Origin of the sequence: Pseudomonas sp. GL-R-26, assembly GCF_019947365.1 — a bacterium.
GTDB lineage: Bacteria > Pseudomonadota > Gammaproteobacteria > Pseudomonadales > Pseudomonadaceae > Aquipseudomonas.
This window is the reverse complement of the sequence record NZ_JAGYGI010000023.1, coordinates 83,733-98,384: the sequence shown is the minus strand read 5'-3', so window position 1 is coordinate 98,384 and position 14,652 is coordinate 83,733. Positions and strand designations below refer to the sequence as shown.

Here is a 14,652-nt window from a genome sequence, read left to right as displayed (position 1 = left end):
CACCGGCTTGTTCCAAGGCCTGTTCGACCAGCGATGGATCAAGCAACGAGTCCAATCCCTCGAGGGAATTGGGAGTCGAGACGAAGTTGTGGGTCAGTTCCAGTGCCCGAGCCAGACGCATAAAAAATCCGATGCCTATTCAGGCATCGGATTTTGATTTCTTGCGGCCAAAGGTCAAGCAATGAGGCTTAACTGATCGGCATTACCCTCTACCGGGACCCTTTTTCATTTGCCGCGGCTAGTTCAATTGCAACGTCGAATTGAACTGACTGATCGCATCCACCACATGCCGCGAACCCTGCTGGATTTCCAGAATCACCTCCCCTGCCTCGTTCGCCAATTCAACGCCGAGCCCGGTTCGACTCAGACTCGATTGCATGCTCGACACCGCACTCAACGACAAATCGTGGTTCTTGCGCACCACCTCGACAATCTCCAGCGTCGCCTGACTGGTGCGCGCAGCAAGGCTGCGCACTTCATCGGCCACCACCGCAAACCCGCGCCCGTGCTCACCGGCGCGGGCCGCTTCGATCGCCGCGTTTAGCGCAAGCAAGTTGGTCTGATCGGCAATGCCACGAATGGTCTGCACGATGGTGCCGATGATGTCGGACTGTTTGCTCACGGCGTCGATGCTCAATGCCGCCTCGTTCAAGTCCCGGGAAATGTCCTGGATGATCTGCACCGTCTGCTGCACCACCTCGGAACCCTTGCGCGCACAGACGTCGTTTTGCACCGAGGTGCTGTGGGCCGATTCAGCGGCGGTTTGCAGGGTGGTCATCTGGTGGGTGATATCGCTGGCGAACTTGACCACTTTGTACAACCGCCCCTTGGCGTCGAACAACGGGTTGTAGGAGGCTTCCAGGAATATTGTCTGACCCTGCTTGTTCCTGCGCTCGAAACGATGGGAGTGATATTCGCCGCGGTTGAGCGAAGCCCAGAAATTCCGGTAACCCTGGGACTCGGCTTCGGCACGGTGGCAGAACAGGCTGTGATGTTGCCCCACCACTTCGTTGAGCGAGTACTGCATGGTTTTCAGGAAGTTCTCGTTGGCGGTGATGACCTTGCCTTCGGGCGTGAACTCGATCACGGCCATTGAACGGCCTATCGCAGCGAGCCTGCTTTCGTTTTCGTGTTCCTTGTTGACCCGTGAGGTGATGTCGGTGGCGACCTTGATCACGCTTTTCACCTGCCGGTCGGGGCCCAGCACCGGCATGTAGCTGGCTTCGAGCCAGATCTCCCGACCACTCTTGTGCAAGCGCAAAAAGGTCCCGCTCAGCGGTTCGCCCCGCGCGAGGTCGCGCCATAACTTGGTGTACTCATCGCTGCGGTAATACTGCTCTTCGCAAAAGACCCGGTGATGCTTGCCGCGCACTTCGTCGGCGCTGTAGCCCATGGCATTGCAAAAGTTTTCGTTGGCATCGATGACAATGCCGTCCGGAGTGAATTCAATCATCGCCATCGAACGACTGATCGCCGCCAACTTGGCATTAGCCTCAGTCAGCGCACAGCTGAATCGTTCGATTTCCAGCAGGTCAGCCTTGTGATGTAGGTTGAACATTGTTGCATCACCTTCAGCGCGGTTTTTTGATTGATGAAAGTTGCAGGTCTTTCACATCCACCACTACGTTCCATGGAACAGGCACACGCATCCCTCCAAAAAGAAGGACTAGTCAGGTGATAATTGATGATCAATCGGAGGGTCCTTATAGCGACACGCTCATCAAGACATCCTTCTCTTGATAGCCCGCATGCGGGCCAACCCTAACAGGTTCACAACAAATTCCATTTAGCGGACAGCTCCTTGTCATCACGTGTTGGTGCCTTCGATTGCGCACTCTTTCGCCAAGACATCGACCGCCCCATCACGGCCGACATGGTTAGTTACAACTGATCATAGACAGCAACCTTGGGCTTGCAAGGCCACTAGTCGGCCACCATTGAGGACAAAAACGATTCAGCTGCTTGTTGGGGGTTGCCGTCTGTCGAGCATACCTAGCAGGGCTTGCACCGCCGCCGACGGTGGTTTGTTTGTCGCGACCACCAAAGCAAACTCACGGTCGATCCGCGGCAACACCGGCACCACGCGCAAACCCTGCCGATTACCCGGCAGCGTCATCTCCGGCACCAGGCTCACGCCGATGTTTTCCCGCACCAGGGTGAACGCACTGCTCCATTCGCGAACCTCGACGCGCACATCCTGCAGTTGCAGCCCCGCATCGGCAGCCAGGCTTCGCGCATTGGTCGAACAACCGCCCGTGGCCAGTACAAAAGGTTGCGTCACCAACTCTTCGAGGCAGACGCCTTCTTCATGGGAACGCCGCGCCAGCAGATGGCCGCCGGGCAATACCGCCATCCAGGCATCGCGTCCCAAAGGACTGGCCTTGCGCTCGGCAGACGGATTGAGGACCACGCCGACATCCACCAGTCCCGCGTCGAGCAGGGTTTCCACTTCGTCATCGCTGACTTCCAGGGCAACCACCTCAATGCCGGGGTAAAGCCGATTGAACTGACGCAGCAAAGGCGGGAGAAAGGTCGCCAGGACCATGGGAAAACTGGCCAGGCGAATCGTCCCGCGTTCAACACCTTTTGCGGCCTCGACGGTGCTCCGAATGGCTTGCAGCGCACCGAGCATGGTCCGCGCCTGCTCGATGACCGCCAGGCCGATGGCTGTCGGCAAGGTTTGGCGGTTTTCCCGGGTGAACAATTGAACACCGAGGTTTTCCTCGATCAAGGCCAGGGCCTGGCTGGCCCCTGACTGGGTCATACCGACCCGGTCGGCGGCCCGGGTGATGTTGCCGGTATCCGCCACAGCCACCACCATTCGCCAGTGCATCAGGTTCATCATGGCAGTAGCTTTCCTTATGGCAGTTTTCTGAAAGATTAATTTTATCGGTGGCACCGCGCACTATGACACTGGCGTAAATCCACAACCAGAGCCCGCCCCATGAAGCTGTATTACGCCCCCGAAGCCTGCTCGCTGGCGCCACACATTGTGTTGCGCGAATTGGAACTGCCTTTCCAATTGATCCGCGTCGACAACATCAGCAAAACCACGGCCGACGGCGACGACTTTCTCGCCATCAACCCCAAGGGTTACGTCGCAGCCTTGCAACTGGATAACGGCGAAGTGCTGACCGAAGGGCCGGCAATTCTGCAATTCCTGGCTGATCTGCGGCCGCAAGCGAAACTGGCCGCAGCGCAGGAGACATTCGAGCGGGTACGGTTACAGGAATGCCTGAACTTCATCTCGACGGAGATTCATGGCGGGCTCGGTTGGCTGTTCAACGCTCGATTTCCCGAAGAGATGAAAGCGCTGATCAAGGAGAAATTGTTCAAGCGTTTTGCCGTGTTGAACCAGACGCTGGAGCGGCAGGATTACTTGATGGCGGGCGGGTTCAGCATTGCTGATGCGTATTTGTTTACGGTGCTGCGTTGGGCTCGGTTGTTCGATATTGAATTGAATGAGTGGCCGGCGTTGGCAAGGTTTCAAGCCAGGGTGGATCAGCGGCCGGCGGTGAAAGCGGCGTTGGCCGCCGAATTGGCGTAAGACTTGAGATCAATCGCGAGCAGGCTCGCTCCTACAGGGGATCTTGGTTGACCACGGGATGTGTGGGCAATACAGACCTAATGTGGGAGCGAGCCTGCTCGCGATGGCTACCTTCCAGACAGCACAAAACTACAAGCTTGCACTCACCTTGCTAACCACCTCCCCCGGCACCCAGCCCTTCCACACCTGCGGCTGCTCACGCAAAAACGCTTCGACGACCTCACGGGGTTTCTGTCGTTTTTCACTCATCTGACCCAGGGTCTGGTTCAACAGATCGATCGGCAGATCGACCTTTTCAAAGAACGTCACCAGGTCCGGGTATTGCGCCTTGAACAGTGCCGATACGCCGATGGCCAGATCCTCGTCGCGGTGATGCAGCAAATGGCTATCGCGGTACAAGGTGTACGGATACCAGACGGCAAACGGCGCGTAGCCAAGGATTTTGTTCAGGGTTGGCCAGCGCGTGGGATGGCCGTGCAGCAGTTCGTGTTGCACGGATAACCACAGCACCAGCAAAGGAATCAGCAACAGCGTGCTCCACCACAAACCCAATCGATGGCTGTTCAACACGATACCAAACCAGCCACTGTATACACCGATCAACAGCAACCAGGTCGGCCATTCGGTGCGCGCGGTGAAGCGTCGGCGCAGGGTTTCGATTTCTTCTTGGTGGGCGCTATCAAAGTAATGGGGCATGGCGTTGCTCAGATCGGGGACCAGTCCCCTTCTGTGCATTGGCCTTGGGAAATCTTGCAGATTATTTTCTGGAGGATCGCTCCCATGTTGCATGGGAGCGATCAATCAACGCTGAATCAGTGACCGAACACCCCGACCTTCTTGGCTTTCTTGTCCGCGCGCTTTTCAATGGCGGTTTTCACCGGTTTCTTTTTCGCCGCTTTCTTTGAATCCATACCTTTGGACATGATGCGTACTCCACTCATGGGGATGTGAGATCAGGTATACACCTATCCCGGCGCGCGCGTTCTTTTATAATCGCCCGCTTTGCACACCGACAGTCCGAGACCATGCCCGATACCCAATTCACCCTGCTCGACGAGCCGTTATGGCCATTGATGAACAAGTTCTACCGCGCTCACCAATCGTCGATGAAAGCCGTGCGCGATGCGCAGCTGTGGGTGGCCCGGCGTGAGCAGATCGTTGCCGTGCTGTGTTTACGGCCGGTGTCCGGTGGACATTGGCTGACCGGGTTATTTGTCGATCCGGGGTGTCGCGAACAAGGGCTTGCCGCCGGGTTGATTGCGGCCGCGGTGAAGGAATGCGAACAGCCGGTGTGGTTGTTCTGTCATCCGGACTTGCGAGGGTTTTATGAGCGACGCGGGTTTACGTTCGATCCGCCGATGCCTTACGCGATGGTTGAACGGTTGAGCCGCTATGCGCGCAGCAAGCCGATGATTGCGATGGGGTTGGAACCAACCGTTTAACTTACTCAAGCCAGTTGGAGCTCGCTCCCACAGGGTTTTGCGGTGATCTATTCGTCCGCGTTGGGATCCAGGTCCGGGAACATCACTTCGGTGAAGCCAAACTTGCTGAAGTCGGTAATGCGCGACGGGTACAGGCGGCCGATCAGGTGGTCACACTCATGCTGCACCACCCGCGCATGAAACCCCGAGGCAAAACGCACGATGGGTTCACCCTTGGGGTCGACGCCTTCGTAGCGAATCTGCTGGTAACGCTGCACCGCACCACGCAGGCCAGGCACGGACAGACAGCCTTCGAAGCCCTCTTCCAGGGTCGGGCTCAGCGGTGTGATCAACGGGTTGATCAGGATCGTCTGCGGCACGGCCTCGGCATCCGGATAACGCTCGCTGTGCTCGAAACCGAAGATCACCAGTTGCAGGTCGACGCCGATCTGCGGAGCGGCCAGGCCAACGCCCCCCACACTTTCCATGGTCTGGAACATGTCATCGATCAGTTGCCACAGTTCGGGGCTGTCGAACATCTCGACCGGCACTGGCGGGGCAATGCGCAGCAGGCGCTCATCGCCCATTTTCAGAATTTCACGAATCATGATCAGGTTTCATCAATGGTCGGTTTGTGTGAGTGATCGCGGCCCAGGCCCGACACGTGGTGTTTTTCCTCATGGACGGGACCATGCTCGCCAGCCACTTTTTCACCAGGGTCCTTGCCCTCTCGCGACATGTGCTCGATCACGGCATTCATTTCCGCGCCCAGCAGCAGCACCGCGGCGGAAATGTAGAAGTACAGCAACAACACGATGATCGCACCGATACTGCCATACATGGCGTTGTAGTTGGCGAACTCCTTGACGTACAAACCGAAGCCCAGGGACGCGATGATCCATACCACCACCGCCAGCACTGAGCCCGGGGTGATGAAGCGGAATTCCTGTTTGACGTCGGGCATGACGTAGTAGATCAACGCCACCGCGACCATCAGCAAAATCACGATCACCGGCCAGCGTGCGATGGTCCAGAGCGTGACGATGAAGTACTCAAGGCCGACCTGCGCAGCGATCCAGCTCATCACCTGCGGCCCGAGCACCATCAGTGCCGCGGCGATCAGCAGCATGCCGGCAATGCCGACGGTGTAGATGATCGACAACGGAAAGCGTTTCCACAGCGGGCGCCCTTCAACTACGTCGTAGGCTGCGTTCATCGCGCTCATCATCAGCCGCACACCGGCGGAGGCGGTATACAGCGCAATCACGATACCCACTGACAGCAGCCCCCCCTTGGACTGCTGAAGCTGGTCGATCACCGGGTTGACCTGCTCCAGCGCCTGGGGCGGCAATACGAGTTCCGATTGCAGGCGCAGCCAGGAGAAGAAGTCGGGCAGATGCAGGAAGCCGATCAGTGCGATCAGAAACAGAATGAACGGAAACAGCGAAAAGAGCATTTGATAGGCCAGCGCCGAGGCATAGGTCGACATCTCGTCGGCGATGAACTCGGTGACCGTGCGCATCATCACACGGTGCAGGGGCAAGCCTCTCATGTCCGGGAAAATCATTCGCGTCTCCATTCGCCGCATACGGATTGGGTTGAAGTCGTGACGACTCAGGGGCTGTTTTCTTTCATCAAGGTAGCCCAGTTGGCGACTTTGAAACAAATTCAGCGTGCAAGTTCAGGCTGACACAAAAACGGCCATCTGAAGATGGCCGCGTCTTCTTTTCATTAAAGACATTTCAATGCAGGAAAGTCGTTACACAAGGTTGACCAGGGGCTTTTGCAGGGAGTTTCATTTGTTTCACCACGACATTTCATCGTTCAGTGCAGGTTGCGCTTTATGTTTGCGGGCCAACCCTTGAGAATGCGCATCACATTCAGGCCTTGGCGCTGAAGATCCAATCCCGTAGGAACGTTATGAAACTCGATAAAAAGCAGGCCATTGCCCGCAGAAACCAGGAACTCGGCGGTGCTGTGCTTGGCGTCAACAACTGCCACTTCGCCGAACTGAACCGTAACCGCAACATCTGGTGGTTCGACCTCCCGGTGACGCGCCTTGCAATCGGTCAGTACGAGTGGATTCACCTGCTGATGCACACGCCGGACACCGATGAGTTGCTGCACCTGAAAGTGCCGACCGTGTTCCTGCGCGAGAAGCTCGAAGGCCTGGTGGTGCGTAATGAAGGCAAGCGCAAGGCGGCATTGAGCCTGGAGTTGAGCGCCGACAAGGACTCCTTCCTGCAAGACATGCGCCCGGCGGGCACCAACGTCAACTTCGCGCCGTTTCGCTTGTAGGAGCGAGCTTGCTCGCGATGGATTCAAGAGCGCTGCGTTTAACCAGTAAACACGCGTTATCGTTAACGACCATCGCGAGCAAGCTCGCTCCTACAGATGCAAAAAGCCCCGCATCTGCGGGGCTTTTTGTTGATTACGCGGTGGCTTTCTTCGCGTTGATCTTCTTCAGCTCTTCATCGCGCAATTCACGACGCAGGATCTTGCCGACGTTGGTGGTCGGCAGTGCATCGCGGAACTCCACGGAGCGCGGGACCTTGTACCCAGTGACGTTGGCGCGCATATGCTCCATCACCTGTTCCTTGGTCAGGGTCACGCCCGGCTTGGCGACGATGAAAATCTTGATCGCCTCGCCCGACTTCTCGTCCGGTATTCCGATGGCCGCGCATTGCAGCACGCCTGGCAGGGTGGCCAGCACGTCTTCGAGCTCGTTCGGGTACACGTTGAAACCGGACACCAGGATCATGTCTTTCTTGCGATCGACAATGCGCATGTAGCCATCGGGCTGGATCAGCGCGATGTCACCGGTCTTCAACCAGCCTTCGCTGTCGAGAATTTCATCGGTGGCTTCCTGGCGCTGCCAGTAACCCTTCATGACTTGCGGACCCTTCACGCACAACTCGCCGATTTCGCCCAATGGCTGCTCGACACCGGCATCGTTGATGACTTTGCACAGGGTCGACGGCACCGGAATGCCGATGGTGCCGATCTGGATGTGCTGGATCGGGTTCACCGTCGCCACCGGGCTGGTTTCGGTCATGCCGTAGCCTTCGCAGATGGCGCAACCGGTCACCGCTTTCCAGCGTTCGGCCGCGGCCAGTTGCAGGGCCATGCCGCCCGACAAGGTGACTTTCAGCGCGGAGAAATCCAGCTTGCGGAAGCCTTCGTTGTTGCACAGGGCCACGAACAGCGTGTTCAGGCCGACGAAGCCGCTGAACTTCCACTTCGACAGTTCCTTGACCATCGCCGGCAGGTCGCGCGGGTTGCTGATCAGGATGTTGTGGTTGCCCGCCAGCATCATCGCCATGCAATGAAAGGTGAACGCATAGATGTGGTACAGCGGCAGCGGCGTGATCAGGATCTCGCAACCTTCATTGAGGTTGGAACCCATCAGCGCCTTGCACTGCAGCATGTTCGCCACCAGGTTACGGTGGGTCAGCATCGCGCCCTTGGCCACGCCCGTGGTGCCGCCGGTGTATTGCAGCACCGCGACATCACCGCTGGCCGGGTTGGCTTCGGCCACTGGCTGGCCCAGGCCTTTGCTCAGCACGTCGTTGAACTTGACGGCCTTGGGCAAGTGGTAGGCCGGCACCATCTTCTTCACGTACTTGATGACGCTGTTGATCAGCAGACGCTTGAGCGGCGGCAGCAGGTCGGCGACTTCGGTGACAATCACGTGCTTGACGCCGGTTTTCGGCACCACGGTTTCCGCCAGGTGCGCCATGTTGGCCAGGCAGACCAGGGCCTTGGCACCGGAGTCGTTGAATTGGTGTTCCATTTCCCGTGCGGTGTACAGCGGGTTGGTGTTGACCACGATCAGCCCGGCGCGGATGGCGCCGAAGACGGCAACCGGGTACTGCAGCACATTGGGCAGTTGCACAGCGATTCGATCGCCGGGCTGCAAATCGGTATGCTGTTGCAGGTAAGCGGCAAACGCACCGGACAATTCGTACAGTTCACCGTAGGTGAGTGTCTTGCCCAGGTTGCTGAATGCCGGCTTGTTGGCGAAGCGTTGGCAGGATTGCTTCAACACTGCCTGAATATTCGGATACTCGTCTGGATTGATGTCGGCAGCAATCCCAGCTGGGTACTTATCCTTCCAAAAGTCTTCGATCATGGAAGCCCACTCCTCAGCAACGCGAATTCAGCACCGCATTTGATGCGATTATTATTGGTGTTTGGTCATTGGTGAATCTGGCTGATAGAAGGCCGAGAAGTCACAAAGCGCGCCGAGAGTAGCAGCTTTGCCAAGGGTCGACTAGAGCCAAAAGCGGCCTCTACGGTCACATTTGTGACTCACGACCTTAAGGCAGTCATTTTAGAGCAAAAAACCTATAAAGACCTGTAGCCCGCAGAAACCGGGGCTTTAGCGTACGCCGAAAAGCATCGCGGGCAAGCCCGCTCCCACAAGATTCGCGTCGTACACATAGTATGTGCACAACAGTGAACCTGTGGGAGCGTGGCTTGCCCGCGATCCGCGCCAGGCGCGGCCATTCACCGATCAGGCGATATCACGCAACTCCCGCCGCAAAATCTTGCCCACCGGCGTCATCGGCAATGATTCGCGCAGTACGATGTGCTTCGGTACTTTGTACGCCGTGAAGTTCTCCTTGCAGTAAGCCTTCAGCTCTTCAAGGCTGACGCCCGCTTCTCGGGCCACCACGAACAACTTCACCGCCTCTCCCGACCGCTCATCTGGCACACCGATGACCGCACAGTTGGCGACTTTAGGGTGAGCCATCACGATGTCTTCGATCTCGTTCGGGTACACGTTGAAACCCGAGACAATGATCATGTCCTTCTTGCGGTCAACGATGCGCACGAAACCGTCCGGGTCGATCACCGCAATGTCACCGGACTTGAACCAGCCCTCGGCATCCAGCACCTCGGCCGTGGCATCAGGTTTCTGCCAGTAGCCCTTCATGATCTGCGGGCCCTTGATGCATAGCTCGCCGCGCTCACCCAAAGGTTGTTCGACGCCGTCATCGCTGATGACTTTCAGCGTGGTGCCCGGTACCGGCATGCCGACCGTACCGATCCGCGATTGATCGCCGTAGGGGTTGGTGCAGGCCACCGGCGAAGTTTCGGTCAGGCCGTAACCTTCGGTGATGCGGCAACCGGTCAGTTGTTCCCAACGCTCGGCGGTGGCCTTGACCAGCGCGGTGCCGCCGGAGTTGGTGAGCTTGAGGCTGGAGAAGTCCAGGGTCTTGAAGTCCGGGTGATCCATCAGCGCGACGAACAGCGTGTTCAGCCCCAGCAGCGCCGAGAACCGCCAGTTCTTCAGTTCCTTGATGAAGCCGGCGATGTCCCGTGGATTGGTGATCAAGACGTTGTGATTGCCCGTCACCATCATGCACATGCAGTTCGCTGTGAAGGCATAGATGTGGTACAGCGGCAGCGGCGCGATCATCACCTCCTGACCTTCGCGCAGCAGCGGCTGACCGTCGCTGGCCGACTGGCTGAGGCAGGCCCGTGCCTGTTGCATGTTCGCCACCAGGTTGCCGTGGGTCAGCATCGCGCCCTTGGCCAGACCGGTGGTGCCGCCGGTGTATTGCAGCACGGCGATGTCGTCGAGGCCGACCTTCAGTGGCTTGATACCCAGGCCCCGGCCCATGCGCAGCGCACTCTTGAAGGAAACGGCCTGGGGCAAGGAGTAGTCCGGAACCATTTTCTTGACCTTGCTCACCACCGTGTTGACCAGCCACCCCTTGGCGGTGGGCATCAGGTCGCCCATCTTCGCTTCGATCAGGTACTGGATATCGGTGTCGGGCAGCACTTCCTGGACTTTCTGGCCGAACATGTTCAGGTACACCAGCGCCCGGGCACCGGAGTCCTTGAACTGGTGGCGCATTTCCCGCGCGGTGTACAACGGGTTGGTGTTGACCACGATCAATCCGGCGCGCAAGGCACCGAACACGGCAATCGGGTAATGCAGGACGTTGGGCATCTGCACCGCAATGCGGTCACCCGGCACCAGGTCGGTGTGGGCTTGCAGGTAGCCGGCGAAGGCAGCGCTCTGGCGTTCCAGTTCGGCGTAGGTCAGGGTCACGCCCATGTTGCTGAACGCAGGGCGGTCAGCAAACTTCTTGCAGGAACGCTCGAACACCTCGATCACCGACTTGTAGGCTCCCAGATCGATATCCAGCGGGACGCCGGCCGGGCGTTTGTCATTCCAGAAATCAGGTTGCATTGTTGTTGTCCTCTTTACCTGAATCTATCCGGGGCCACTTTTCTGTCACTTTTCAAAAAAAATGCAAAAAGCGGAGCTTCACGGACACTAGCAGTTATGACGTAGCAGGCAAATATGCCCACGGCCGTCATTGACCGTATGAATCTACTCGCCGTGGCGTAGGCTGATCAGACGCCCAGCCAAGGATGCGCTATAAACTGCAACGAGCTGTTTCCAACCAGGCAGCCTCATGCAAAGGAACCGCCATGATCCATGACACTTTCTGGCTGACCACGAGCGACCACAGCCGCCTCTTCGTCAATCAGTGGCTCCCCGACGGCAGCCTCAAGGCAATGATTCTGCTGGCCCACGGCATGGCCGAACACAGCGGCCGCTATGGCCCCCTGGCGGAAAAACTCTGTGACCAGGGCTATGGCGTATGCGCGCCGGACCTGCGTGGACATGGCAAAACTGCCGAAAACGGGACACTCGGACATTTCGCCGATGACGATGGCTGGTGCAAGGTCGTCAGCGACCTGGCCAGCCTCAACCAGCACATCGGCCAGCAGCACCCTGGTATCCCGATCGTACTGCTCGGTCACAGCATGGGCAGTTACATCGCCCAGGCCTATCTGCTGCACCACAGTGCCAGCCTGCACGGGGCAATCCTCAGCGGCTCGAACTTCCAGCCTGTGGCGCTTTATCGCGCGGCACGGCAAATCGCCCGTTTCGAACGCCTGCGCCAGGGCGGCAAAGGACGCAGCGCTTTGATCGAATGGCTGTCGTTCGGCTCGTTCAACAACAAATTCAAACCGGCACGCACACCGTTCGACTGGCTCAGCCGTGATCCGGCGCAGGTCGATCTGTACGTCAACGACCCGCTCTGCGGTTTTCGTTGCACCAATCAACTGTGGATCGATTTGCTCGGCGGCTTGCAGCAAATCAGCAAAGCGTCCAATCTCGCCCAGATCGACCCGGGCCTGCCGCTGCTGGTGATTGGCGGCGAATGTGATCCGGTGAGCGAAGGCAAGCGTCTCAACGATCTGGCCGACGCGCTGCGAGCGGCCGGCAGCCGGCACCTGCAACTGACCGTTTACCCGCAGGCGCGGCACGAACTGTTCAATGAGAGCAACCGCGATGAAATCATCGCCGATGTGCTGAACTGGATCGCACAGGCCTTGAGCGCTCCTCGGCCGCACCGGTCCGAATAGTTTTTTTGTGAATTTTTTAATTCGTCACAGGAATTGAGACAGATGACCCAGGTTACCAACACCCCTTACGAAGCCCTCGAAGTCGGCCAGACCGCCAGTTTCAGCAAGACGGTCGAAGAGCGCGACATCCAGTTGTTCGCTGCGATGTCCGGCGACCACAACCCGGTACACCTGGATGCCGAATACGCCGCCAGCACCATGTTCAAGGAGCGCATCGCCCACGGCATGTTCAGCGGCGCGTTGATCAGCGCAGCGGTCGCCTGCGAATTGCCTGGCCCGGGGACTATCTACATCGGCCAGCAAATGAGCTTTCAGAAACCGGTGAAGATCGGCGACACCCTGACCGTGCGCCTGGAAATCCTGGAAAAACTGCCGAAGTTTCGCGTGCGCATTGCCACTCGCGTGTTCAACCAGCGCGATGAACTGGTGGTGGACGGTGAGGCGGAAATCCTCGCGCCACGCAAGCAACAGAGCGTGACCTTGACCACGCTGCCGGCGATCAGCATCGGCTAACCCTCTGTGACGAGGGGGCATTCCGACAAGCCCCCTCGCCACAGTCCCCGTAGTACCTCAAATACTGCAGTCTCTTGCAATTCCTGCTCGCATAAAAAACGCCAGGCTAGCTGGCATTATTCATGTCGGTCATTTTTCAATTCCTCGCGGTTGATGAAAGGTGCAATGAGTAGTGCACCCTGCATACCAGCCTGGAACTGTTTACTTATTCGTTACCTTTCAATCAGTTAACTATTCTTGAAAAATCTGTATCCGTTTTATTTGCATGATCTGTCATTTGGCCTGCATGCAGAATGCCTGTATTTTCCAGACTGACTGAATCAAGACGACCGATTGATGAACCCTGAAAAGCTCGAACTGTTGATCACCCGCGAAATGCCCTTCGGCAAGTACAAGGGTCGAATCATTGCCGACCTGCCCGGCCCTTACCTGAACTGGTTCGCCCGGGAGGGTTTCCCCCATGGCGAGTTGGGTCGCCTGCTGGCCCTGATGCAGGAAATCGACCACAACGGTTTGTCGGACTTGCTCGAACCGCTGCGCGCCAAACACGGTAAACCTGCCCCGCGCCACTGAATCACCTGACGAGTCCCCCATGCCCGACAACACCCGCCGCGCCCGTGATGAAGCCTTCTGGCAAACCTTTGCCGACCGCTACGATGTCGAACCCGGCCCGCTCAACCTGGAGAACGGTTACTTCGGACGCATGTCGCGCACGGTGGTCGAGGAATACCAGCGCAACATCGAACTGATCAACCGCAGCAATTCGGTGTACGTGCGCCAGCGTTTCGAACAGGGCGACAGCCTGAAGATCCGCGCGCAACTGGCCAGGTTGATTGGCGTACCCGCTGAAAGCATCGCCCTGACCCGTAACGCCTCGGAAGGTTTGCAGTCGCTGATCCGCAACTACAACCGGTTGCAGCCCGGTGATCAGGTACTGATTTGCGATCTGGAATACGACACGGTCAAGGGCGCCATGCGCTGGCTGGCGCGTAATCGTGGTGTCGAAGTGATCGAGATCGAACACGCACACCCGGCAACCTTCGACGGCCTGCTCAATACCTATCGGGAAGCCTTCGCGCGACATCCGCGGCTGAAGCTGATGGCCCTGACCCACGTCACCCATCGCACGGGCCTGGTGATGCCGGTGCAGGCGATTGCGGCGGCTGCGAAGGAACATGGCATCGATGTCATCCTCGACGGCGCCCATGCCCTCGGCCAACTCGAATTTGACCTGACCGAACTCGGTATCGCTTTCGCCGGCTTCAATCTGCACAAGTGGATCGGTGCACCGCTGACCCTCGGCTTTATCTACATCGCCCCCGAACGCCTGGCCGACATCGATCCGGACATGGGTGAAATGCATTTTCCACCCACTGACATTCGCGCCCGTACCCCGTACAGCACCCCCAACATCCCGGCGCTGCTGACTCTGCCGCTGGTGCTCGAAGAACATTGGGCGATGGGGGGAGCCGCGGCCAAAGGCGCGCGGCTCAATTATCTGCGCAACCGCTGGGTCAGTGCGGCGCGGCCGTTGCCGGGCGTAGAAGTCCTGACCCCGGATGACCCGCGCCTGTATTGCGGAATCACCTCGTTGCGCTTTACCCGGCATGCCGACCAGCAAGCCATGGTCGAGCGCCTGCTCAATGAGTACAACCTGTTCACCGTGACCCGCAGCGGCGCGGCGTGTGGTCCGTGCATCCGCATTACACCGGGGCTAACCACAACGGCGGCCGACATGGATGTGCTGGCCAGGGCACTGACCGAACTGGGCTGACC

13 protein-coding genes and 2 pseudogenes are annotated in these 14,652 nt (G+C 58.3%); 7 read left to right on the top strand and 8 right to left on the bottom strand.

The features are described from left to right. Positions 1-238 precede the first annotated feature (238 nt). The 3 genes and pseudogenes from KGA96_RS29965 to KGA96_RS22050 all read right to left on the bottom strand — a co-directional run. A pseudogene (locus KGA96_RS29965) lies at positions 239-646 on the bottom strand (methyl-accepting chemotaxis protein); the annotation flags it as partial. Positions 647-784: 138 nt separating this feature from the next. Further along, positions 785-1,558: pseudogene (locus KGA96_RS29960) on the bottom strand (PAS domain-containing protein); the annotation flags it as partial. 396 nt (positions 1,559-1,954) lie between these two features. Beyond that, on the bottom strand, positions 1,955-2,845 hold the full coding sequence (locus KGA96_RS22050) for a LysR family transcriptional regulator (RefSeq protein ID WP_223465507.1): 891 nt from the start codon (positions 2,843-2,845) through the stop codon (positions 1,955-1,957). Positions 2,846-2,944: 99 nt separating this feature from the next. Between KGA96_RS22050 and gstA the strand changes: the two genes are divergently transcribed. Continuing rightward, positions 2,945-3,547: a glutathione transferase GstA gene (gene gstA, locus KGA96_RS22045; protein ID WP_046042270.1), complete on the top strand. Its 603-nt coding sequence runs from the start codon at positions 2,945-2,947 to the stop codon at positions 3,545-3,547. Positions 3,548-3,676: 129 nt separating this feature from the next. Here the strand turns inward: gstA and KGA96_RS22040 are convergent, their stop codons facing one another. Next, on the bottom strand, positions 3,677-4,336 hold the full coding sequence (locus KGA96_RS22040; protein ID WP_411741596.1) for a fatty acid desaturase: 660 nt from the start codon (positions 4,334-4,336) through the stop codon (positions 3,677-3,679). Positions 4,337-4,572: 236 nt separating this feature from the next. Between KGA96_RS22040 and KGA96_RS22035 the strand changes: the two genes are divergently transcribed. Continuing rightward, positions 4,573-4,989 (top strand): GNAT family N-acetyltransferase, encoded by a 417-nt coding sequence (locus KGA96_RS22035; RefSeq protein ID WP_223514955.1) that lies wholly within the window; start codon positions 4,573-4,575, stop codon positions 4,987-4,989. A 47-nt stretch (positions 4,990-5,036) separates the two neighbouring features. On the opposite strand, the gene def is transcribed toward KGA96_RS22035, so the two are convergent. Both def and KGA96_RS22025 read right to left on the bottom strand, forming a co-directional pair. Then, positions 5,037-5,576 (bottom strand): peptide deformylase, encoded by a 540-nt coding sequence (gene def, locus KGA96_RS22030; RefSeq protein WP_046042268.1) that lies wholly within the window; start codon positions 5,574-5,576, stop codon positions 5,037-5,039. Positions 5,577-5,578: 2 nt separating this feature from the next. Continuing rightward, a complete protein-coding gene (locus KGA96_RS22025; RefSeq protein WP_046042267.1) occupies positions 5,579-6,535 on the bottom strand; it encodes a YihY/virulence factor BrkB family protein in 957 nt (318 codons plus the stop codon). A 353-nt stretch (positions 6,536-6,888) separates the two neighbouring features. Between KGA96_RS22025 and KGA96_RS22020 the strand changes: the two genes are divergently transcribed. Further along, positions 6,889-7,266: a hypothetical protein gene (locus KGA96_RS22020; RefSeq protein ID WP_046042266.1), complete on the top strand. Its 378-nt coding sequence runs from the start codon at positions 6,889-6,891 to the stop codon at positions 7,264-7,266. A 133-nt stretch (positions 7,267-7,399) separates the two neighbouring features. Here KGA96_RS22020 and fadD1 read toward each other — a convergent pair whose 3' ends face one another. Both fadD1 and fadD2 read right to left on the bottom strand, forming a co-directional pair. Further along, on the bottom strand, positions 7,400-9,100 hold the full coding sequence (fadD1, locus tag KGA96_RS22015; RefSeq protein WP_046042265.1) for a long-chain-fatty-acid--CoA ligase FadD1: 1,701 nt from the start codon (positions 9,098-9,100) through the stop codon (positions 7,400-7,402). Between the two features lie 384 nt (positions 9,101-9,484). Next, positions 9,485-11,173, bottom strand: a complete 1,689-nt coding sequence (fadD2, locus tag KGA96_RS22010; protein WP_046042264.1) for a long-chain-fatty-acid--CoA ligase FadD2 — start codon at positions 11,171-11,173, stop codon at positions 9,485-9,487. 245 nt (positions 11,174-11,418) lie between these two features. On the opposite strand from fadD2, the gene KGA96_RS22005 reads away from it, so the two are divergent. The 4 genes from KGA96_RS22005 to KGA96_RS21990 all read left to right on the top strand — a co-directional run bounded on the left by KGA96_RS22005 (position 11,419) and on the right by KGA96_RS21990 (position 14,650). Beyond that, positions 11,419-12,363, top strand: a complete 945-nt coding sequence (locus tag KGA96_RS22005) for an alpha/beta hydrolase (protein WP_223514952.1) — start codon at positions 11,419-11,421, stop codon at positions 12,361-12,363. A 42-nt stretch (positions 12,364-12,405) separates the two neighbouring features. After that, on the top strand, positions 12,406-12,876 hold the full coding sequence (locus KGA96_RS22000; RefSeq protein ID WP_007995982.1) for a MaoC family dehydratase: 471 nt from the start codon (positions 12,406-12,408) through the stop codon (positions 12,874-12,876). A 336-nt stretch (positions 12,877-13,212) separates the two neighbouring features. Next, the gene (locus KGA96_RS21995) at positions 13,213-13,449 is read left to right on the top strand and encodes a DUF3820 family protein (protein ID WP_223514949.1); all 237 of its coding nucleotides are present in this window, start codon (positions 13,213-13,215) and stop codon (positions 13,447-13,449) included. A 19-nt stretch (positions 13,450-13,468) separates the two neighbouring features. Then, positions 13,469-14,650, top strand: coding sequence for an aminotransferase class V-fold PLP-dependent enzyme (locus tag KGA96_RS21990; protein WP_046042261.1), 1,182 nt, complete (start codon positions 13,469-13,471; stop codon positions 14,648-14,650). Positions 14,651-14,652 lie beyond the last annotated feature (2 nt).